This window comes from Streptococcus sp. AS20, from assembly GCF_000524255.1.
In the GTDB taxonomy this organism is placed as follows: domain Bacteria; phylum Bacillota; class Bacilli; order Lactobacillales; family Streptococcaceae; genus Streptococcus; species Streptococcus constellatus.
Map to the genome: position 1 here is coordinate 339,300 of NZ_JANS01000005.1, position 20,450 is coordinate 359,749.

The 20,450-nt window shown below is 36.4% G+C and carries 21 protein-coding genes; 4 read left to right on the forward strand and 17 right to left on the reverse strand.

All coding sequences use genetic code 11. The annotated features are described in order from the left end of the window. Window positions 1-2: 2 nt before the first annotated feature. From msrB to dnaG, 7 genes are all read right to left on the reverse strand, one after another. Window positions 3-1,112 (reverse strand): peptide-methionine (R)-S-oxide reductase MsrB, encoded by a 1,110-nt coding sequence (gene msrB / locus HMPREF1514_RS02645; protein ID WP_037597058.1) that lies wholly within the window; start codon window positions 1,110-1,112, stop codon window positions 3-5. Between the two features lie 12 nt (window positions 1,113-1,124). Next, window positions 1,125-1,709 carry a redoxin family protein gene (locus tag HMPREF1514_RS02650; protein ID WP_003069149.1) on the reverse strand — a complete coding sequence of 195 codons (585 nt, stop codon included), beginning with the start codon at window positions 1,707-1,709 and terminating at the stop codon, window positions 1,125-1,127. Between the two features lie 16 nt (window positions 1,710-1,725). Further along, entirely contained in the window at window positions 1,726-2,436 is a 711-nt protein-coding gene (gene ccdA2, locus HMPREF1514_RS02655; RefSeq protein ID WP_003069152.1) for a thiol-disulfide oxidoreductase-associated membrane protein CcdA2, read from the reverse strand. Between the two features lie 140 nt (window positions 2,437-2,576). After that, window positions 2,577-3,905, reverse strand: coding sequence for a branched-chain amino acid transport system II carrier protein (gene brnQ, locus HMPREF1514_RS02660; RefSeq protein ID WP_006269526.1), 1,329 nt, complete (start codon window positions 3,903-3,905; stop codon window positions 2,577-2,579). A gap of 142 nt (window positions 3,906-4,047) precedes the next feature. Then, entirely contained in the window at window positions 4,048-4,377 is a 330-nt protein-coding gene (locus tag HMPREF1514_RS02665) for a metal-sulfur cluster assembly factor (protein WP_003069160.1), read from the reverse strand. Between the two features lie 18 nt (window positions 4,378-4,395). Beyond that, a complete protein-coding gene (gene rpoD, locus HMPREF1514_RS02670; RefSeq protein WP_003031450.1) occupies window positions 4,396-5,508 on the reverse strand; it encodes an RNA polymerase sigma factor RpoD in 1,113 nt (370 codons plus the stop codon). 2 nt (window positions 5,509-5,510) lie between these two features. Then, the gene (dnaG, locus tag HMPREF1514_RS02675; RefSeq protein WP_332252783.1) at window positions 5,511-7,286 is read right to left on the reverse strand and encodes a DNA primase; all 1,776 of its coding nucleotides are present in this window, start codon (window positions 7,284-7,286) and stop codon (window positions 5,511-5,513) included. Between the two features lie 154 nt (window positions 7,287-7,440). Between dnaG and mscL the strand changes: the two genes are divergently transcribed. After that, window positions 7,441-7,818 (forward strand): large conductance mechanosensitive channel protein MscL, encoded by a 378-nt coding sequence (mscL, locus tag HMPREF1514_RS02680; RefSeq protein WP_003069166.1) that lies wholly within the window; start codon window positions 7,441-7,443, stop codon window positions 7,816-7,818. Window positions 7,819-7,931: 113 nt separating this feature from the next. On the opposite strand, the gene rpsU is transcribed toward mscL, so the two are convergent. The 3 genes from rpsU to HMPREF1514_RS02695 all read right to left on the reverse strand — a co-directional run bounded on the left by rpsU (window position 7,932) and on the right by HMPREF1514_RS02695 (window position 11,177). Then, complete coding sequence (gene rpsU / locus HMPREF1514_RS02685; RefSeq protein ID WP_000048054.1) at window positions 7,932-8,108, reverse strand: 30S ribosomal protein S21; 177 nt, start codon at window positions 8,106-8,108, stop codon at window positions 7,932-7,934. 161 nt (window positions 8,109-8,269) lie between these two features. Continuing rightward, window positions 8,270-8,608, reverse strand: coding sequence for an ATP cone domain-containing protein (locus HMPREF1514_RS02690; RefSeq protein ID WP_003069168.1), 339 nt, complete (start codon window positions 8,606-8,608; stop codon window positions 8,270-8,272). A 265-nt stretch (window positions 8,609-8,873) separates the two neighbouring features. After that, the gene (locus HMPREF1514_RS02695; RefSeq protein ID WP_037597060.1) at window positions 8,874-11,177 is read right to left on the reverse strand and encodes a CAP domain-containing protein; all 2,304 of its coding nucleotides are present in this window, start codon (window positions 11,175-11,177) and stop codon (window positions 8,874-8,876) included. A 236-nt stretch (window positions 11,178-11,413) separates the two neighbouring features. Here HMPREF1514_RS02695 and HMPREF1514_RS02700 point away from each other — a divergent pair, with 236 nt between their 5' ends. Further along, a complete protein-coding gene (locus HMPREF1514_RS02700; RefSeq protein WP_037597061.1) occupies window positions 11,414-12,685 on the forward strand; it encodes an aminotransferase-like domain-containing protein in 1,272 nt (423 codons plus the stop codon). A gap of 30 nt (window positions 12,686-12,715) precedes the next feature. Here the strand turns inward: HMPREF1514_RS02700 and HMPREF1514_RS02705 are convergent, their stop codons facing one another. The 5 genes from HMPREF1514_RS02705 to HMPREF1514_RS02725 form a co-directional block, all read right to left on the reverse strand. Next, complete coding sequence (locus HMPREF1514_RS02705) at window positions 12,716-14,458, reverse strand: ABC transporter ATP-binding protein (RefSeq protein ID WP_037597063.1); 1,743 nt, start codon at window positions 14,456-14,458, stop codon at window positions 12,716-12,718. Continuing rightward, window positions 14,458-16,200, reverse strand: a complete 1,743-nt coding sequence (locus HMPREF1514_RS02710; protein ID WP_037597065.1) for an ABC transporter ATP-binding protein — start codon at window positions 16,198-16,200, stop codon at window positions 14,458-14,460. The genes HMPREF1514_RS02705 and HMPREF1514_RS02710 overlap by 1 nt, the downstream gene beginning before the upstream one ends. A gap of 95 nt (window positions 16,201-16,295) precedes the next feature. After that, window positions 16,296-16,967: an MmcQ/YjbR family DNA-binding protein gene (locus tag HMPREF1514_RS02715; RefSeq protein WP_003069177.1), complete on the reverse strand. Its 672-nt coding sequence runs from the start codon at window positions 16,965-16,967 to the stop codon at window positions 16,296-16,298. A gap of 12 nt (window positions 16,968-16,979) precedes the next feature. Next, window positions 16,980-17,612 (reverse strand): copper homeostasis protein CutC, encoded by a 633-nt coding sequence (locus tag HMPREF1514_RS02720; RefSeq protein ID WP_037597067.1) that lies wholly within the window; start codon window positions 17,610-17,612, stop codon window positions 16,980-16,982. 55 nt (window positions 17,613-17,667) lie between these two features. After that, window positions 17,668-18,531, reverse strand: a complete 864-nt coding sequence (locus HMPREF1514_RS02725; RefSeq protein WP_037597069.1) for a GNAT family N-acetyltransferase — start codon at window positions 18,529-18,531, stop codon at window positions 17,668-17,670. A 141-nt stretch (window positions 18,532-18,672) separates the two neighbouring features. Between HMPREF1514_RS02725 and HMPREF1514_RS02730 the strand changes: the two genes are divergently transcribed. Then, window positions 18,673-19,197 (forward strand): ECF transporter S component, encoded by a 525-nt coding sequence (locus HMPREF1514_RS02730; RefSeq protein ID WP_003034468.1) that lies wholly within the window; start codon window positions 18,673-18,675, stop codon window positions 19,195-19,197. 38 nt (window positions 19,198-19,235) lie between these two features. Continuing rightward, window positions 19,236-19,745 (forward strand): transcription repressor NadR, encoded by a 510-nt coding sequence (locus tag HMPREF1514_RS02735; RefSeq protein WP_003034413.1) that lies wholly within the window; start codon window positions 19,236-19,238, stop codon window positions 19,743-19,745. A 59-nt stretch (window positions 19,746-19,804) separates the two neighbouring features. Here HMPREF1514_RS02735 and kphA read toward each other — a convergent pair whose 3' ends face one another. Next, a complete protein-coding gene (gene kphA / locus HMPREF1514_RS02740; RefSeq protein ID WP_003001620.1) occupies window positions 19,805-20,044 on the reverse strand; it encodes an RNA-binding protein KphA in 240 nt (79 codons plus the stop codon). An 18-nt stretch (window positions 20,045-20,062) separates the two neighbouring features. Continuing rightward, entirely contained in the window at window positions 20,063-20,335 is a 273-nt protein-coding gene (gene rpsP / locus HMPREF1514_RS02745; RefSeq protein WP_003034395.1) for a 30S ribosomal protein S16, read from the reverse strand. Between the last annotated feature and the right edge of the window lie 115 nt (window positions 20,336-20,450).

Genomic DNA, 20,450 nt, shown 5'->3' on the forward strand with positions numbered 1-20,450 from the left:
TGTTAGACATAGTTCAATAAATATCCATAACCTTTGCTTTCCATTTGGTCTTTAGGAATAAACTTGATAGACAAGCTATTAATACAATAACGAAGTCCACCTTTATCTTTAGGACCATCTGTAAAAACATGCCCCAGATGGGAATTTCCAACGCGACTTCGCACTTCTGTCCGAGTCATATTAAAGCTATGGTCTTCTTTATAGTTTGCGACATCCGGGCTAATCGGACGTGTAAAGCTTGGCCAGCCACAGCCTGATTCAAATTTATCTTTTGATGAGAATAATGGCTCACCTGTTACAACATCGACATAGATTCCTGCATCAAATTTATCCCAATAACGATTTGAAAAAGCGCGCTCTGTATCATCTTTTTGAGTCACTGCATACTCTTCCTCTGTCAGTTTTTTCTTAATTTCAGCATCTGACGGTTTTTTATATTTAGAAGCATCAATGACTGGATAGGCAGCCTGTTTAACATTGATATGACAATATCCGTTTGGATTTTTCTTCAAATAATCTTGATGGTACTCTTCAGCCTTGATAAAATGTTTGAGCGGCTCTTTTTCAACCGCCAAAGTTGTTTTAAATTTTTTGCTTTGTTCTTCAAAAACCTTGTTAATCGTTTCAACATCAGCTTGATCTCTGTAATATACTCCTGTGCGATATTGTACGCCACGGTCATTTCCTTGTTTATTTTTGCTGGTTGGATCGATAATTCTAAAGTAATGCAGCAAGATTTCTCTTAAAGAAATTTTATTGGCATCATAAGTCACATGAACCGTTTCAGCGTGTTTAGTTTGTGAGATTAGTTCATAGTTCGTTGTTTCGCTATTTCCGTTCGCATAGCCAGAGACTGCATCTATTACACCATTTACACGAGAGAAATATTCTTCCACCCCCCAGAAACAGCCACCTGCAAGATAAATATGTTTTAAATTAGCATTTTTCAAATCAGGTTTCTTGTTGTTGACGGGTGTCGTTTGGCTAACGGACGCTTCTTTTATTTTGTCAATAGAAGACTTCGTTGTCATAAAACGCCCACCCAAAACAATTGTACCAAGGATAAGTAAAATGGATCCGAGGAGTAAAAGCAATTTCATTTTGTGATCCATTGTCATTACCTCCTATTTGATACTTTTCAGAGTTGATTCAATTTCAGACTTTTTGATAAAACCTGGACGAGTTTTAACTAATTTTCCATTACTATCAATAAATGCGGCTGTTGGATAAGAGCGAACTCCATATTGCTCTAATAATTTTCCGCTTGAATCAATCAAAACAGGTAAGTTTTTATAATCTAGTTTTGAATACCACTTTTTGAAATCTGCTTCTGATTTTTCACCCTTATGACCTGGAGAAACGACTGATAAAATAACGTAGTCTTTGCCATTTTCTTTCGCCAATTCATCCGTGTGTTTCAGCGTGGATAGACAGATTGAGCACCATGATGCCCAGAATTTCAAATAAACTTTCTTTCCTTTAAAATCTGATAGTTTATAAGTCTTGCCATCGACTCCTTTTAGATTAAAATCAGGAACAGCTTCTCCTTGATTTGCTTTTGTAGCAGTAACCTCATTGTTCTTGTTAGCTACTTGTCCTTGTTCAGCTTTATTTGTATCATTTGCTGAAGAATTTGTTTTTTGATTTGCACATGCACCTAAAAAGGTAGCACATAACAAACTCGTAACAACTAACATTGATTTTTTCATGGGATTTCCTCCTTTTTTATCCACCAAATATTGAAGCCAGAACGTTGAAATTTCCTAGCATGAGTAAGATTCCCATTAAAATAATGAGAGCCCCTCCAATCTTCTTCAATGTGCTCATATAAGGTTTAATTTTCCCAAAATGGCGCAATACAATTGAAGAAGCAAAAGCTAAAATAAGAAATGGGATAGCTAATCCTAGGGTATAAACCAACATGAGCAATCCACCTTGCCAAGCTCCATTTCCACCAGAAGCAGCAATAGCTAATACTGAACTAAGGACCGGGCCAACACAAGGTGTCCAACCAAAACTAAAAGTTACACCTAATAAGAAAGCATTGTAAAAATCATTCCTATTCTTATTTTGCTTTAATTGGAGACTTTTTTGTCGTTGTAATACCTTGAAATTTATCAACTCCATTTGATGAATACCAAGTAGAATGACAATAGCCCCCAGTACATAACGAAACCAATCAGCGTTCAAGATTTTTCCTAAAAATCCTGCTCCATATCCAAGAATTAGAAATACAACTGATAAACCAGCAATGAAAAATAGTGTTTTTACAATACCATACCAAGAGATTTTCTTTCCCAAAACAGTCACTGTCCTCGGCTCATCTGTATCTAACAAAATTCCAACATACACCGGTAAGAGAGGTAAAATACACGGCGAGAAGAAAGATAAGATACCGGCCAAAAATACAGAAATTGAAAATACGGTTGATGCCATACCTTTTCTCCTTACTAATTTTCTTTATATAGCTAGTATATATGTGATGAGCAAAAAAAAATAGAGACGACGATTTGAAAAAACTTGAATTTAATATGGTCATAAAAAAATCTACCACTTTCGTGATAGACTTCTTGAGATTATTCCATTTCAAAAGTATCGCTTTTTTGCTTGTTTGGTAAAAACAAAGAGACTATAATTCCAATAACTGTTGGTATTAGCCAAGGAATAGATGCTTGGGCAAGCGGTAGGGTGTTGATTATACTTATAAGAGCAGTTAATTTAAATTGTTGTCCAATAATACTTGCAAAGGCGATAGCTGTCACAACGGCTACTGTCAATTGCATCCCTACTTTAGATAAGGCAACAAATTTATTGACCATCACAATCATTACGATTGCAATAGTAATTGGATAAAGAATTTGTAAAACTGGCACAGAATACTGAATAATTGTTTCCAAGCCAAGATTTGCAATTGCAAATCCAATCAATGTAAAGACTGTCGCATAAGTTTTGTAAGCAATCGCAGGAAACGTTTTATTGAAAAATTCAGATGTTGAGACAATCAAACCGACCGTTGTGGTAAAACAAGTCACTATCACCATTACAGCAAGGAAAATTTGCGCTGTTGGTCCAAAAATAGCCTGTGTAGCTCGGGACAAGACATAGACCCCTTTATTGGCATCAGACGCCATTACATCAGCAGGAATTGGGAAATGATTCCCTAAGAAAGCCAATCCAATATACAATGCACTAAACCCAAGTGCCACCACCACTCCAACAATCCAAATAGTCGAAATATATTCTTTTTTATTGGCAAAACCAAGTTGGTTCAATGTTTGGACAGCAATAACACTAAAGGCAACAGAAGCAAGTGCGTCAAGCGTATTATACCCTTCAAGAAAGCCGGATCCAAAAGCTGCCTTTGCGTATTCTGCACTAGCTATTTGTGGTACGGTAGCCCCATATTTAATGACTCCTAAAATGATTAAAATGATAATCAAGATGGCAAAGACAGGGGTCAAAATACGACCAATCCGATCCAAAATTTTAGAAGGATTTAATGAAATCAGATAAGCAGATACAAAATATAAAATTGTAAAAATAATGAGTCCCAAACCAGTCATATTACTCGGAAGCAATGGTGCGATCCCAACTTCATAGGAGGTAGTTGCTGTCCGTGGTATGGCAAAAAAAGGACCAATTGCTAAATAAAGAGCCACTAAGTAACTCGTTGCAAACCACGGAGAAATCTTTTTAGAAATCTCATAAACATAACCTTTTGGATTTAATGCACCAATAATCAATGTCAAAATAGCAATTCCAACTCCCGAAAGTACAAATCCAGAAATTGCTGGCCAAAAATTCTTACCTGACATAGCTCCTAAAGTTGGTGGAAAAATTAAATTACCTGCGCCGAAAAATATTCCGAACAAGAGTAATCCTGTTAATGCTCCTTTTTTTATCATCTTATCTCCTTAAAAATTTTGATAGATTCATTTTTTATAATTCAAAAAACTCCGATATAATTTTAAATATTTTATGAATTCTGAATATTTAGATTAAAATTAAAAGCAGCACAACAAAATAGATTGCACTGCTTTTTTTGCTTTATTTAATTCCTAAAGCAATACGTGCATAGCGACTCATTTTATCTACAGTCCATGCCGGATACCATACTAATCTCACGTCTACTTTGCTAACTTCTGGCACATCGGTCATCACGTCACGGATTTGATCAGTCAAGAAATCAGCCAACGGACATCCCATAGTAGTTAAAGTCATATCAATCTGCGTTTCACCATTTTCGTCATTGAAACGAATTTCATAGACCAAACCAAGATTAACAATATCAATTCCTAATTCAGGATCAATAACTTGTTCCAAACTTTCCAAGATACGATTTTTAATATCATCAATTTGTTCATTTGTGTATGTCATGGTGTCTCCTTTTATCTACTAATCCTCAATAAAGTCACGAAGCGGTTTGCTACGACTTGGATGACGCAATTTGCGCAGGGCTTTAGCCTCAATTTGTCGAATCCGTTCACGAGTTACGTTAAATACTTTTCCAACATCTTCCAGTGTACGCATTTTCCCATCATCTAGCCCAAAACGCAGACGCAGCACATTTTCTTCACGGTCTGTTAATGTATCAAGAACTTCATCTAATTGCTCACGCAAAACGATACGCGTTGTATAATCAACTGGATTTTCAATAACCTCATCCTCAATGAAATCACCCAAATGACTATCATCTTCCTCTCCAATTGGTGTTTCAAGAGAAACAGGTTCTTGTGCAATCTTCAAAATTTCACGGACTTTATCAGGCGTCATATCCATCCGCTCTGCAATTTGCTCTGGTGTTGGATCTTGTCCCAATTCTTGTAAAAGATTTCGTTGTTCCCGCACTAATTTATTAATCGTTTCAACCATGTGAACCGGAATCCGAATCGTACGAGCTTGATCAGCAATCGCACGAGTAATCGCTTGACGAATCCACCAAGTAGCATATGTTGAAAATTTGAAACCTTTAGTATAGTCAAACTTATCAACAGCTTTCATCAATCCCATATTTCCTTCTTGAATCAAGTCAAGAAACTGCATGCCACGCCCAACATAGCGCTTAGCGATGGAAACGACCAACCGCAAATTAGCTTCCGCCAAACGTTGCTTGGCTTCTAAATCGCCTTGTTCCACGAGGACAGCTAATTCTTGCTCTTCTTCATTGGTCAACAGCGGAACAACACCAATTTCCTTTAAATACATACGGACAGGGTCGTTTACTTTAGCAGAATTGCTACCAAGCAACTCCTCATCTGTTAATTCAGCTTCTTCTTCCTCTGTATTTAAGACCCGTTCACTTGGGTTGCCCTCTTTATCCGTAATAGCAATCCCTGCGTCCTGAATTCGTTGAAGAAGATCCTCAATACCATCAGCATTTAAAGTAAATGGAATGACTAATTGATCATTGATCTCATCATCGGTTGCTGTACCAGTTTTTTTATGGTTGCGAATAAATTCTGCAACTTGAACATCAAAAGTTGTTACTTCTTTTTGTTTTGTAGCCATTCTTACTCCATTCTCCTTTTTTGAGCAATAAATCGCTCTAACTCTGTTAATGCCGTATCTGCATCACCATTGTGAGATGCTTCACGAACTTTTTTGCCAATCAATTGATTTTCTTTTCGAAGCAATTCTTTATCTCGAGTCTGTTCCACTTCGACTAGCTCCTGCTCAGATACCTCTTTGGGCAGATTCTCTTCTAAAACCCGATACCAGGATTGCTGTACTGAGTCATTTTGTTCAGATAAATCTTGTGGCGTAACTTCACCATTCGTTTTTAAAATATTATACAAAGTTTGCAATTCTGCTGTTGCAAAATGAAAATCTTCTCTTAAACGATAATCATTTAAGATGACAGGATTCTCAATCATACGTTGCAAGAGATGACTTTCAGCTTTAATCAATCGCGATACTTGCTTCGTTATTGGAATATCAAATCGTGTCACCTGCTGGCGAACTTGCTGTTGATGTTCTTTTCTATTGACCAAGCGATGATTATTAACAGCTTGCTCCACCTGCTGATAATCAAAATCAGGTAACAGCTCAGCTAACATATAAATATATGAATTCTGTGCAGTAATCGACTTGACTTGTGCAATCAAAGGCGACATTCGCTCCACAAATTCAATTTGAGCTTGCAAGTTTTCTACATTATCTGGCTTCAGATAGTTTAAAAGAAATTCTATATCACTAATTCGTGTTTTGATTAGTAAATTTTGTAAATCGTCAGCAGAATTTTTTTTGATAAACTCATCTGGATCCATATTATCGGGAATCCTAACAATTTCAACTGCCAAATTATGTAATTCATCCAGTGCTTTTTGTGTTGCTGCCTGTCCCGCTTTATCACCATCGTATGTTAAAATGACTTTCTTTGTGAACTTACGAAGATGCTCTACATGCTCATGCGTCAAAGCTGTCCCCATAGAGGCCACAGCATTTTCAATTCCAGCGCGATAAGCTGCAATAACATCCATAAAGCCTTCCATTAAGTAAACTTCATGACTTCTCTTGATAGTCGCTTTAGCTTTGTCTAGATGATACAACTCATAACTTTTATTGAAAATTGGTGTGCTGCGGCTATTTTTATATTTAGCAACTTTCTGCTCTATATCATTAGCCTGCCAAACACGACCCGAAAAAGCAATAACTTGCCCTGCATCATTTGTCAACGGAAACATAATCCGATTTTGAAAAGCATCATAAACCAGATTATTATCAGCTAAGTTAAATAAACCTGAATTCATAATGACGTGTTCGTCAAATTTCCCACTAACACTTCTATAAAGATAGTTGTTTTCATTAGGCGCTAAGCCGATTTGAAAATGCTTTATCACCTCATCTGTCAAGCCACGCTCATAAAGATAAGAACGTGCTTCTTCTCCTATCTTTGTTGTCATCAATACTGCATGATAAAACCTTGCAGCTTCCGTGTGAATGTCATAAAGTGCTTGATGAGGATTAGTATGAGTTGACTGTTCTGTTCTACTATGCTCTATTTCTAACGGAAACCCTGCACGATCGGCAACAATTTGTATAGCGTCCATAAAAGAAACGCCGCGATAATCTTCAATAAATTTAAAGACATCACCTGACTTCCCACAGCCAAAACAGTGATAAAATTGTTTTTCTTCTACTACATTGAATGATGGAGTTTTTTCCCCATGAAAAGGACAAAGCCCCAGATAATTCCTTCCGGCCTTTGTTAGAGCAACGACTTCTCCTATGATTTCGACGATATTGACGCTATTTTTAATATCAGAAATGATTTCTTTATCAATCAATAGACAACACCCCCAATTTATCATAGAATAACAACTTACATTTTATAATAAATTTACCAAAAAGTAAAATATTCACTATATTTTTTAGACATTTTATTGACTTTCCCCTTTTTTTAGATATAATATAGTTTAGTATTTTGAAAGGAAAAAGAAAATGTTAAAGGAATTAAAAAACTTTCTTCTTCGCGGTAACGTGATTGACCTAGCGGTCGGTGTCGTCATCGCTAATGCTTTTGGAGCCATCGTCAAATCATTGATTGAAGACGTTATTACTCCTTTGTTTCTCAATCCAGCTATAAAAGCTGCTGGTGTAGAACAAATTGCTGGTCTAAAATGGAATGGAATTGCATACGGCAGCTTCTTGAGTGCTATTATCAATTTCCTCGTCATTGGAACAGTCCTCTTCTTCATCGTTAAGTCTGTTGAAAAAGCACAAAACCTTACTAAAAAAGAAGACACTGTTGAAGAATCCGCAGGACCAACTGAATTAGAAGTTCTTCAAGAAATCAAAGCCTTGCTCGAAAAGCAATAGAGATTTGGGAGAAAAATAAAACATTGTAAGAGTTTGAGAAAATTTTTATCTCAGACTCTTTTCTTTTGAAATAGAAACAAAAAAACAGGATTTCAATCCTGCTTTTTCTATTATTAGAATTTTTTACGTTTACGAGCTGCTTCTGATTTGCGTTTGCGTTTTACAGAAGGTTTTTCATAGAATTCACGTTTGCGTGTTTCTTGAAGAGTACCAGCTTTAGTAACCGCACGTTTAAAACGACGAAGAGCATCGTCAAGGGATTCATTCTTACGTACTACTGTTTTTGACATTTTTTTCACTCCCTTCAAGCTTAAAATCCTTTAAATTTTATCATATTGAAATACACTTGTCAAGTCCCATGAGAATGTGGAATGTGTCTGTTTTTTGGAGAAATCGAAAAAATTGATTGAGCATCTGACAACTACCTCATTCTGTAATCTAGGCTACAAATTTATCGGATTTGTTCAAAATGCAAATGAACTGCGATATGATCGCCATAGCCGTTCCGATCTAAATCACGTTGCAAGCGATAGGAAATGTAATGCTCAGCAATCGTAATATAACCAGCACCTAACAGACGATTTTCTACCATAGATTGGATCATACTAATAGTAGCTCGCTCAACCCTCGCTTCTTCCAAATCTAGCACTACCTTTTTGGTTACAAGTGCTAAATTTTGACGTAGATCATCTGTCAAGACATAGACTGTTTGTGCTGCTTTCAGAATCGCTTGATAAATTTTATCTGGATTAAAATCAGTAACTTCTCCATTACGTTTGATGACTTGCATGAGAAACTCCTTTAAAATTAGTTAGTTTCGTGTACTTAGTACAGTAAAAATATTATACTATTTTTTCACTAATTCTCAAAACGATAGATATTTTGAGAAGTTTAGTAGATGAAAATTACGCTTTCTCAAGCCTGATTTTATTTACAAACATTTTCATTCCTCAATGTTAGCTTTTGATCTCTCAATCTAAAAAAGACAAACACTTAAAAATAGAGTTGTTTGTCTTTTGGTCAAAAGATTAGACTTTTCTAAAATCTTCAACTATTTAATCTTCGTTATTTCTTTTACGACGGCGAGCACTGGATAAAGTTCCCAAACCAAGTAGCAGCCCTAATGCAGCAACCTGATTTGTTTTGGTACCAGTAGCAGGCAGAACTCTTTGACTGCTATTTTGTTGTTGTCTAACTAGCAATGGTTTTGGTTGGTAAGTTCTAGATAAGTGTAATTTTTGTACTTCTACACCTGTTTCTTTTTGAGCCTTCGGAGGAAGTTGACTTTGCAATTGTTCGTAGTTTTCTTGTAACCTGGTATAAATTGAACGAGAAATAGCCAGTTTTGTTTCTTCCTCATTTAACATTTTAACCTTAGCAGCATAATCAACTTGTGCAGCTTGAAAAGCCTTTTGAGCTGCTTCAAGTGCTTGTGGTGCATTTTGTAATTTTACCAAGTTATCTTGTGCTACTTTTAGTGCAGTTTGACTAGTTTGCAAAGCGTCTTTTGCTTTAGCAACATTCAATTCTGCTGTAATTAAGGCTTTCTTTAGTTCTGCTAACTTATTTTTAGCGGTTTCTAGTAATCCTTGTTCTTTTGCTAACGCTGCTTGTTTTGGCGCCAACTTGGATGCAATAGCTGCAGTTGCACGCTTCAAAGCTGCTTCTTTTGTCACAACATTTTGTTTCGCTTTTGTCAAAGCTGCTTCGGCTGTAATCACTCCAGCATTCGCAGTAGCAAGAGCAGCCGAACGATTCGCAGCTAATTTTTGAAGGTCTGCTAATTTTGCCTTTTGGATATTTAAAGTAGATACATAACCCGTTCTTTGAGCTCGCAACACACCTAATTGATTCTTGGCTGCTGTCGCTTGTGCATTTGCGGCTTTTGCAGCACCAGCAAAATTACGGATTGCTTGCTCATAAGCATCTGCGCTAAGAAGAGTACCGTTATTGAAGCGTTCATTAGATGCTGTGTGGAAACCAACTTCATATAAATTATTATATGGATTTGGATTACTACAATATGCTGCTGAAATCGAATTAAAGTTTTTATCCATCATTTGAAGATAGTGACCAACTTTGTAGAAGAAATCAAGCTGACCTCGCTTGTAAAGAGTAGTATAAATTTTATTGGAATCAATGTCTCGCTCATTTGTTGTTAGCCCATACTTAGCTGCCTCAGCCATATATAAGGCTTTTTCTTTATACCAGTAGTCAACCGCTCCTCTTACAGAGCTATTAATGGCCACGTTTTCATTGCCAAAATATTTGCCCATGTGCCAATTGGCTCTTCTAAAATAAAGAGTTTGGACTTGGCTGGCTGGATTTTTGTAAGGATCAATCAACAGTTCTTTTAATCCAGCTTGTCTACGGTAAGCATTGATTGCCCTAACCAATTCAATCGCTTTTAAATTATTTTCTAAAGTTGCTGGACTTGTTGAATCAGAACCAACTGTAATACCGTCTTCATGTTTAGCTCTTTCATAAGTCGCTAGAGCTTCAGCAGCTGCATTACGAATCGCCTGGTTGGCTCCATTTGTTTTAGCATGTTGCAAAAATTCACCATAGGTTGCTTTACTCAAGTCAACATTTCTTCTATTAGCAACTGATTGTTCAGCGCGGGTTACTTCAGCAGCTTTTTGATCAATAGCCGCTTGATTTTCTGCAACTTTTTGCTCACTTTGCTTGACTTGTTCAGTAGCTGCATTGAGTTCTTTAGGAAGATTAGTGATTTCTTTTTTCACTTTAGCAAGATTTTTTTGCTTTTCTGCCAAATTCTTTTCCGCTTGTTTTTCTTCTTCTTTTGCGCGGTTAAGATCGTGTTCCTCATTGGCAACTGGAGCTTTAGCTGTGTCTAATTCACGTTGTGCAACATCAACAAGTGATTGCTGCCCCGCTACAATATTTTCTTGATTTTTAACAGCTTCTTTTGCCTTTTCTTCCGAACACTTTGCTTCTTGAACCTTCTTCTCCTCTGTTACAACAGTGTCCTCTGCTGTTTTTACTTTTTCTTTTGCAGTTTCAATCACTTCTGAAGTTGCTGCATTTTTTTCTGTTTCTGCATCTGCTACGGCTTTCTGTCTATTTACGACCGCTTCCTTTGAAGTATTTACATCCTCTTTTACTTTATCTACAACTTTCTGTTGTGTATCTTTCTGAACTTTCGCAGCATTTGCTTCCAATTTTGCTGATTGAACGTCAGATTCTGTAACTGGTTTGGTAATTTTTTCAGATGTCTTTGGTTCAGTAGATTGTGGTTTTACTTCTTCAGCGCTTACTTGATGTGATAAACTACCCGAAATAATTGTCGTTGCAGCTAAACCGGTCGCAACGACTGACTTTTTTAGTTTTCTCTCCATTAGAGGACCTCCTAATATACTTGCTATTTTTTATTATAAACCATTTCAACCCAAATTACAATTCCACTAATGTATTACGCAGATAACTATTTCATTAAATTTCTTTTACACTGATTATTTAGTGGAGAGTAATCCACAGGACAATCTTATACAACACAAACTATCATTTCCTGATTGTAAAAGATTTCAAAATACGCTACAATAAAGAAAATTTCTTCTGTACGGGGACAGTTAAGATGCCAAAATCTAAATATCAATGTATCGTAGATCGGATTCGTCAAGATATTCAAAATGGGAAATTGCTCAAGGGGCAGAAGATTCCTTCTATTCGTAAGTTAGCAGATAAGTATCATTGTAGCAAAGATACAGCCCAGAAGGCACTAATGGAATTAAAATATCAAAAATACATCTATGCTGTTCCCAAGAGTGGCTACTATGTCTTAGAAAATAGTCTGGAAGATCAGCAGGATATGGAATTATCTGTCAGGGATGACCGCCACCAAATTTATGAAGATTTTCGAATTTGTCTCAATGAAACACTGATTGGACGAGAAAATTATCTTTTTAACTACTATTCACAGCAGGAAGGGTTGGAGGACTTGCGTCAGTCGGTTCAGCAACTGCTTCTCGATTCAGCTGTTTACACATCTGCCGACAAACTGGTTCTAACCTCTGGTACCCAGCAAGCTCTTTATATTCTGTCGCAAATTGTCTTTCCAAACGAAAAACATGAAATTTTAGTTGAGCAGCCGACTTATCATCGAATAAACGATTTGCTAACTGCCCAAAAACTTCCTTATCAAACGATTGAACGGACTCCGGAAGGAATTGATTTAGAAGAATTGGAATGGATTTTCCGAACGGGTCATATCAAGTTTTTCTATACCATTCCACGCTTTCACTACCCCTTAGGACATTCTTACAACCGAAAAGAAAAAGAGGAAATCATTCGTCTTGCTCAGCTTTATGATGTTTATATCGTAGAAGATGATTATTTAGCTGACTTTGACAGCAAACATGAGTTGACCTTTCATTACTTGGACGACAGCCAACATGTCATTTATATCAAATCTTTTTCTGCCAATCTTTTTCCCGCCTTACGAATAACAGCTCTACTACTGCCATCGGATATTCAATCGGCTTTCATTGCTTATAAGAAAGCAGTAGACTACGATAGCAATCTCATCATGCAAAAAGCTTTGTCCCTTTATATTGATAATCTCATGTTTGAAAAGAATTGTTTTGCTCTTTTCAATCAACAAGAAAAAGAAGTAATGAGAGCTAAAAAACTTTTAAATCAAAATCAACTCAAACTTTCCTACTTTCTCAATAGGGATGGTATCTTACTGGATCTACGTGGACTTAAATCTGTCAGCTCCTTCAAACATAGCAATCTACCATTGGATTTTTTTGAATCAAGTTACATACATGATTGTCCTTATCAATACGCAAAAATTAGATATGAAAATCTAGAAAAAACCTTACAACATTTAAATAAATATTTATAAAAGGAGCCGAAGCTCCTTTTTTCTAAGAAATCACTCCTCTCCCATCATACCTGCTTGAAGTTGGTACATTTTATAATAAGTACCGTTGAGAGTTAAGAGTTCCTCGTGAGTGCCTGATTCGATAATTCGTCCTTGCTCCATCACATAAATACAGTTAGCATCCTGAATAGTGGACAGGCGGTGAGCGATGGCAATAGTCGTTCGTCCTTGACGCATTTTTCTCAGCGAAGCCTGAATCAGTTCCTCAGTCTCTGAATCAATATTGGCGGTTGCTTCATCCAAAATTAAGATTTTAGGTTTGCTTGCAATTGTTCTAGCGAAAGCTAGCAATTGTCTTTGACCACTCGAAAAAGTCGCCCCTCTCTCTGTCACCGGGCTATCGTAGTTTGCAGGTAGCCGACTGATAAAGTCGTGCGCGTCAACAAATTTAGCAGCTTCTATAATCTCTTCTCGTCCTAGATTTTCTTGATACATTTTGATATTAGAAGAAATGGTACCATGATAAAGGAATGGGTCTTGAAGAACTAATCCAACATTGTGACGCAGTTCAGCTTGGCTGTAATCCTTAATGTTTTGATTATCAATTAAAATTTCTCCTCTTTCAAATTCATAAAAACGCAGAAAGAGATTGATGATAGAAGACTTGCCTGAGCCCGTTGCACCGACAAAAGCAATTGTCTCCCCTTGTTTGACTGAAAATGAGATATCCTTAAGAATATCATGCTTGCCATCATATGAAAAGGAAACATGCCGAAATTCAATCTTTCCATCTGTAATCTCTAGCGGTAAATTGGTTTGCTTCGGTTCATAATCTTTACGGTCCATGATTTCAAAAACGCGGTCTGCAGCTACCATAGATGTTTGCAAAACAGAATAATTCTGCATCAAATCAATCAAAGGATTAAAAAGCTGATTGATATATTGGACAAAGGCATACATAACTCCAGCTGTTACTCCTGCAATTTGCCAAGTAAAACCAAAATAAGCTAAAATGACCGCATAAGCTAAAATTTTCAACAAAGACATGGCTGGCCGTAGAAAAAGGCTATTAATATTAAGATAGCGAACTGTATAATCCAGATGCTCACCGTTAATAGTTTCAAATTCCTTTATTAAGCGATTTTCCTGACCAAATGCCTGAATAATACGCATTCCCTCAATACTTTCAGAAAGTTTAACATTCAAATCGCTTAGTTTACTTCTGACAAGCTTGAGGAGACGATTAGATAAGCGTTGATAAAGCAAAATGGAACTTAACATGACTGGTACAAAGAGTACAATAAGACCTGTCAATCGCCAATTCAAGCTAAACATCGTCACCAATGTTACAACAAGAATAAAAACAGAGCTTAAAAAACTTGAAAAGATACTACTAAACATATCCGCTACTGCTTGTGTATCATTTGTCAAACGGGAGACAATCGCTCCTGCTGGGGTCTGATCAAAATAGACCATCCCTAAATGTTCAATATTTTCAAAACTTTCTTGACGCAAATCGCGAACAATGCTATGTGCCACACGCGCAAAAGAATATTGTCCCAAGAAAGTAAATAACACTCGCAAAAGAAAAAGAGCATAGTACATAATCAGAACATAAAAACCTGTCATAATCTGATAACGACTAATAAAATGGTCAATGAAATAGCGAGCTAAAAGTGGCAAAGTTGTCGTTACCAAGGTTGTCGCAAAGATGAAAACGAGCGCCAAAATGCTAATCCATTTATAACGCCACATATAAGTTAGAAGGCGATAAAAGGTTACTTGTTTTCTCATTATCGATCCTCCTTTAGATTTTCTGCCAATTGTTGTTTATGATAAGTTTGTGCATACCAACCATTTTGAGTTAATAACTCTTGGTGAGTACCCCATTCTTTAATTCGTCCATTTTCCATCACTAAAATCAAATCTGCATGAACAATTGCTGATAGACGGTGCGCGGTGATAATGGTTGTCTTACCGTCTCTTTCTCCTTTAAGATTTTCCAAAATCAAATGCTCTGTTTTAGCATCAACAGCAGATAATGAATCGTCCAATATTAAAATATCTGGTTTAAGAACAAGTGCTCGACTCATTGCTAAACGTTGCTTTTGACCTCCTGAAAGCGACACCCCACGTTCACCGACAATCGTATGAAAGCCTGCTGGCATGGCAATAATATCCTCATAAAGACCACAAAGTTTACTAGCTTGAATCACTTCGTCATCTGACAAATCTGGATTTGCAAAACGAATATTGTCCGCAATTGACATTGCAAAAAGAACCTGCTCCTGCGGCACATAACCAATCAAACTCCGCAAATCCTTTAATCTATACTCTCGAATATCATGATCATTCAGATAAATAGCACCATCTTGAATATCTTGCTCTCTCATCAGTAAGCGCAAAAGTGTCGTCTTACCAGAACCTGTTTGTCCGACGATTCCTAACGTTTGCCCTTTTTCTAATGAAAAATGAATATTGGACAAAGTTGCTGTTTCCTCATAAGAAAAACATTTAATGTTATAGACCAAACGACCGTTTTGGATAGGGGAAACGGGATTTTTTACCTCTTTAACATCAGTCTTTTCTGCTAGTAGTCGCTCAATCCGCTCATAAGAAACTGCCCCCCTCTGGCTAATATTAAAAAGATAACCCATTGCCTGCAAAGGCCACACTAACATATCCAGATAAGTGATAAATGTTACTAATTCTCCAACTGTAAATTGTCCTCTAGAGATGAACAGTCCACCAAAAATCAAGGTTAAAGCATAAGATAAGCCGATGAAAATCAACACCATAGGATCAAAGAGAGAATTGTATTTTGCAGCTAGAATATTTTTTTCATAGACATCCTGATTTATTTTTGCAAAAGATTGACTTTCTGCTGTTTGATAGCCAAATGATTTAGTCACTTTAATTCCCGAAACACTTTCCTGCACCTTATTGTTCAAATCAGAAAAAGCTTCTTGGGCTGCCTTAAAACTCTCATGATTTTTTCGCCCAATTAGACTCGTTCCCCAAGAAAGAAATGGCAATGGTAAGGTGGCAATCAAAGTCAGGCGCCAGTCTAAAACAAAAAACATAGTCAACAGCGTTACCAGAGCTGTGATAGTGGCATCTACTGCCGACATAACGCCTCCACCTGCCACGCTCACAACTGCATTAATATCATTTGTTGCATGCGCCATCAAGTCTCCTGTTCGATATTTTTGATAAAAAGACGGAGACATTTTAGTAAAATGCTCAAAAAGCCGAGAACGCAACAGTCTTCCCAAATGATTTGCTGTACCAAAAATATATAGCCGCCAAAGATAACGCAGTCCATACATGATAAAAGCTGAAGCAAGCAAAACCGAAAGATTTAAAACTAATTGGTTTGATGTTAGATTTCGACTAGCAATACGGTCAATTACCACACCAATTACTCTAGGGGGGATTAAATTAAAAACACTAACCAAAGACAAGGCTAGAATTCCAATTATATACCGCTTTCTCTCTAGCTTGAAAAACCAACCTAATTTTCTGATAAGATTCATATTCTCTCCTCAATTATTGCTGATTACCATTATACACTATTTTGTACAATCACTCGTAAAAATAAAACACAGTCAGTGCAAGCTAACTGTGCTTCTCATTTCTTTTTGGTTAATGTAAAACTTTCGTCCAAAAGAGCAAAAAGTTCTATATCTGTTAAAGTATCATCCAAGGGCAGGCTAAGCCAATATTTTTTGTTCATGTGAAAGGCTGGGTAGATCCCCTTTCTCTGAATTAGCTCTACCACATGTTCATTTTTAATATTAAGTATCTCAATAATACCACTTCGATCTGCTTCAAACTTAGACCAATCTGTAGTCAGAAAGGCCCCATACCATTTTTTACTGTCCTGATGACGGAAAACTCCAGCTTTGGTAGAACTCTTCCTGGAAGACTTTTCCCAGAGGTATTCTAGCTTTCCATCATAGGTTTTTGCAACATAATCTTGCAAACGGCTACTCTGTTTATAAAGAAAGCCAACTTCGTCAAAACAGTTAGCTCGAATCATCAGGAAAATCTCTTGACAAGCTTCACGAACCTGTCCGACAAATTCACCCATCATCTGCTCCATTTTGACCTGCACGTATTCATCGCCTGTTTCTTGATCAAGCACTTGGTAGTCCAGCTTCTCACCCTGTAATTTTAGTTGTAATAAAAAGTCGCCCTTCATTATTTCCTGAGAATAAACAAACTCTACTCCTCTTTTTTCAAAACCAAAGGCTTGTAATTTTTCTGGATTTGCTTGGTATTTCTCAAATAAGTCTAACATGATTTTTACTTTCTAAAATACGATTTTGGTGCCATGAAGTTGGTTCACGCCAAGATTTGCGATAATTTCATCACGATTATTAACCGTAATACCACCTCCTGGTAAAATTTCAATTCGACCAGCTGCATGCTTTATCAAAGTATTTAACCAGAGAAAATGATTTTGAATCGGCTCTGTAGCTACTCCTCCATGAGTTAAGATTCTACTCACACCATGTTCAATTAACCAGTCTATTGTACTAAATTGCTGTTTCCTTGGAATAGCGTCAAAAGCCATGTGAAAGACGATCTCTAATCCTTGAGCAGCTTCTACCAACTTTTCCATTTTTAGATAATCAATTTCATTAGCAACTGTCAATGCACCAAACACTACACCATGTGTACCAGCTTTGCGAGCCATTTGAATATCCTCTAACATGATTTTCATTTCTAAATCATTGTATACAAAATCTCCTCCACGTGGACGAATCATCGTTATAACAGTTGTATGATAAGGACTCACTAACTCTACAGCTGCTTTTATGACACCATAGCTAGGCGTCGTTCCACCCACCGCCAGATTATCACAAAGCTCAACCCTCCGAGCACCTGTTTGCATGGCTTTTTCCAAATCAGTCACGTTTTCTGCACAAAATTCATAAATCATTTTTGACCTCTTCTATATGAAACAATTTTCTTGACCATTATAACACAATCTTTATTTATTCCTCAAACTCCTTTGCGACTCGTTGACACCAATCTAACCAATTTTTCTTGTAATCCGACACAGACAAAATCCGATTTTCTAAATCTTTTATTGTAGCAATACCTATTTTGTCACAAACTTGAAGACAATAGGAATAGAACTCCCAATTCAAATCGTCTTTTTCTGCATAAACTGGAATCTCTTCAAAACCAGCTTGATAAGCTATAAATGCTCTACTGTGTCCATCAGTAAAAAAGATTTTGTCTTGGAAGCGCTTAATTGGCAAGGGTTTTAAACTACTTATGTTCTTTGTATCAAACCATGTCTGAACCTGCTTTAGTTTCTCTTCTGAAAGATAAAATTGACTTGGTTGAATAGCTGATAAAGGAAGCAGTAAATCCAAAGCATAGCGATGTCCTTTTTCAGTCTTTTCTATGGGATAAAATCCTACCGATTCAAACATCTTTTTAGAAGCAGTATTGTAATCATAAATTTCTCGAACATACAAACGTTCATAGCCCAGCTGACGTCCACGTTCAATTAATGCTTGAACAACGGTCTTCCCGATTCCATGACCACGATAATCTGAGTTACCAATAACAATAGGCATATCCTCTTGCCAAAAACTTACATCACCAATTGGCATCCAATTTTCATTTATCAGAATCTCAATAAAATACACTTCTCCATGCTGAGTAAGATAGTCATACATTTTCTTGATTCGCTGAAGTGTATAAGGCTCTCTACTACCATCAATCAAACGGATTACATCAGGATTCTGATACCAAGAAAAAGCTAGATGAGCTTGTCCATCATACTTTCGCAAACGTAAGGAAGAATGAATAGCAATATACTCTGGCTGTTCCAACATATCTATCATAGTTTTCTCCTCTTATTAATATTCTAACAAACATAGTACCTACTATTTAGGAATTTTGTTTACTTTATCGAAATTTTCTCTTGACATTATCTATAAAAACAGTAAAATATACTTATGTATATACAGTAAATGGAGGGGATTATGAAACCAAAAACAAAAAACCAGTTTATAACTCTCACAGCTCTTTTGACAGCGCTAGCTATTGTCATTCCTATGATTATGCCTGTAAAAATTATTATTCCACCCGCTTCTTATACGTTAGCAAGCCATGTCCCTATCTTTTTAGCCATGTTTATCTCTCCTTTGATGACTTTAGTCGTTATTCTAGGTTCCACCTTTGGATTCTTAGCAGCTGGTTATCCTATTGTTATTGTTCTTCGTGCCTTATCTCATCTCTTCTTCGGATTGTTAGGTGCTCTTTACCTTAGAAAATATCCTAAAACTTTAGATAAACCAATTCAAACTTGGATACTAAATATTATTCTTGCTTTCGTTCACGCGATTGCTGAAGTTCTTGCTTGTCTCATCTTTTACGCCTCTACTTCTTTTCCAGAAAATATGTTTTACCTTCTTTTCATTCTCGTAGGTGTTGGAACAATTATTCATAGCATCGTTGACTTTATCATTGCACAATTTATTTATAAGACTCTACAAAAAATCCGTTAAACCTTGAATATTTAACGGATTTATTCTACAATGAATTTATGATAAAAAAAAGAAGAACTGATTTATTACAACTTTTAAAAAATGCGGAAACTCCTTTAAATGGTCAAATTCTAGCAGAAAAATTCAATGTTACGCGCCAAATTATTGTTCAAGATATTGCCGTTCTTCGAGCTGATGGTGCTCCTATTATTAGCACAAATCGGGGTTATATTTACAAAATGAACGATACTGTTAAATATTACCACCAGCTTTTTAAAGTCAAGCACACAATTGAAGATATCGAAACAGAATTGTTGGCAATCGTAGACAATGGCGGACGAGTCCAAAATATTATGGTGGAGCATCCCGTTTATGGGGAAATCCAAACGTATCTGAAATTAACTTGTCGCAGAGATGTCCAACATTTTATCCAACAAATTCATGAAAGTAATTTTCGAGGTTTATCTGAATTGACAGATGGTATTCATTATCATTTGGTTGAAGCCGATTCGCAGCAAGATTTAGATTATATCGAAAAAGCATTAGAAAGCTTAGGTTTTCTAATGTAAAACATACACAAGTCATTTTAAGTATAGATTTCCAAAAATAGAGCCTAAGTGGCTCTATTTTATTTTTCATCAATAACAATTCTAACTTTTTTATCTTCGGTTGGAACAGAGTAAACAATCGTTCTTATCGCAGAAATTGTGCGACCTTTACGACCAATTACACGTCCAACATCGCTAGGATCAAGATCCAAATGATATTCCAAAAATTCTGGTGTATCTTCAATCTTGATAGTTAAAGCATCTGGTTGTGAAATCAAAGGTTTCACTATTGCAATAATAAGATTTTCAATCGTGTCCATAGTCAACCTGCAATTCTGTTATTTAGAGTATTTTGAATCGTGAAATTTCTTCATCACACCAGCTTTTGAAAGGATGTTGCGAACTGTATCAGAAGGTTGAGCACCTTTCGACAACCAGTCAAGAACACGATCTTCTTTCAAGGTCACTTGGTTTTCAGCAACAAGTGGATTATAAGTTCCGATTGTTTCAATGAAACGTCCATCACGTGGTGAACGTGAATCTGCTACGTTAATACGATAGTAAGGTTTTTTCTTAGAACCCATACGAGTTAAACGAATTTTAACTGCCATTTTTAAAATTTCTCTTTTCTCTTTTTATTTTTAGGTATAACAGAGCTATTACCAACGTACTCTATCATATCACAAGTAAGAATAGGTGTCAAGAAAAAAACTTGACATCTTAAAT

Excerpts from the sequence above, each read along its gene's own strand:
- msrB (WP_037597058.1), bottom strand. The coding sequence starts at position 1,112 with ATGGATCACAAAATGAAATTGCTTTTACTCCTCGGATCCATTTTACTT.
- HMPREF1514_RS02650 (WP_003069149.1), bottom strand. The coding sequence starts at position 1,709 with ATGAAAAAATCAATGTTAGTTGTTACGAGTTTGTTATGTGCTACCTTT.
- ccdA2 (WP_003069152.1), bottom strand. The coding sequence starts at position 2,436 with ATGGCATCAACCGTATTTTCAATTTCTGTATTTTTGGCCGGTATCTTA.
- brnQ (WP_006269526.1), bottom strand. The coding sequence starts at position 3,905 with ATGATAAAAAAAGGAGCATTAACAGGATTACTCTTGTTCGGAATATTT.
- HMPREF1514_RS02665 (WP_003069160.1), bottom strand. The coding sequence starts at position 4,377 with ATGACATACACAAATGAACAAATTGATGATATTAAAAATCGTATCTTG.
- rpoD (WP_003031450.1), bottom strand. The coding sequence starts at position 5,508 with ATGGCTACAAAACAAAAAGAAGTAACAACTTTTGATGTTCAAGTTGCA.
- mscL (WP_003069166.1), top strand. The coding sequence starts at position 7,441 with ATGTTAAAGGAATTAAAAAACTTTCTTCTTCGCGGTAACGTGATTGAC.
- rpsU (WP_000048054.1), bottom strand. The coding sequence starts at position 8,108 with ATGTCAAAAACAGTAGTACGTAAGAATGAATCCCTTGACGATGCTCTT.
- HMPREF1514_RS02690 (WP_003069168.1), bottom strand. The coding sequence starts at position 8,608 with ATGCAAGTCATCAAACGTAATGGAGAAGTTACTGATTTTAATCCAGAT.
- HMPREF1514_RS02695 (WP_037597060.1), bottom strand. The coding sequence starts at position 11,177 with ATGGAGAGAAAACTAAAAAAGTCAGTCGTTGCGACCGGTTTAGCTGCA.
- HMPREF1514_RS02700 (WP_037597061.1), top strand. The coding sequence starts at position 11,414 with ATGCCAAAATCTAAATATCAATGTATCGTAGATCGGATTCGTCAAGAT.
- HMPREF1514_RS02705 (WP_037597063.1), bottom strand. The coding sequence starts at position 14,458 with ATGAGAAAACAAGTAACCTTTTATCGCCTTCTAACTTATATGTGGCGT.
- HMPREF1514_RS02710 (WP_037597065.1), bottom strand. The coding sequence starts at position 16,200 with ATGAATCTTATCAGAAAATTAGGTTGGTTTTTCAAGCTAGAGAGAAAG.
- HMPREF1514_RS02715 (WP_003069177.1), bottom strand. The coding sequence starts at position 16,967 with ATGTTAGACTTATTTGAGAAATACCAAGCAAATCCAGAAAAATTACAA.
- HMPREF1514_RS02720 (WP_037597067.1), bottom strand. The coding sequence starts at position 17,612 with ATGATTTATGAATTTTGTGCAGAAAACGTGACTGATTTGGAAAAAGCC.
- HMPREF1514_RS02725 (WP_037597069.1), bottom strand. The coding sequence starts at position 18,531 with ATGATAGATATGTTGGAACAGCCAGAGTATATTGCTATTCATTCTTCC.
- HMPREF1514_RS02730 (WP_003034468.1), top strand. The coding sequence starts at position 18,673 with ATGAAACCAAAAACAAAAAACCAGTTTATAACTCTCACAGCTCTTTTG.
- HMPREF1514_RS02735 (WP_003034413.1), top strand. The coding sequence starts at position 19,236 with ATGATAAAAAAAAGAAGAACTGATTTATTACAACTTTTAAAAAATGCG.
- kphA (WP_003001620.1), bottom strand. The coding sequence starts at position 20,044 with ATGGACACGATTGAAAATCTTATTATTGCAATAGTGAAACCTTTGATT.
- rpsP (WP_003034395.1), bottom strand. The coding sequence starts at position 20,335 with ATGGCAGTTAAAATTCGTTTAACTCGTATGGGTTCTAAGAAAAAACCT.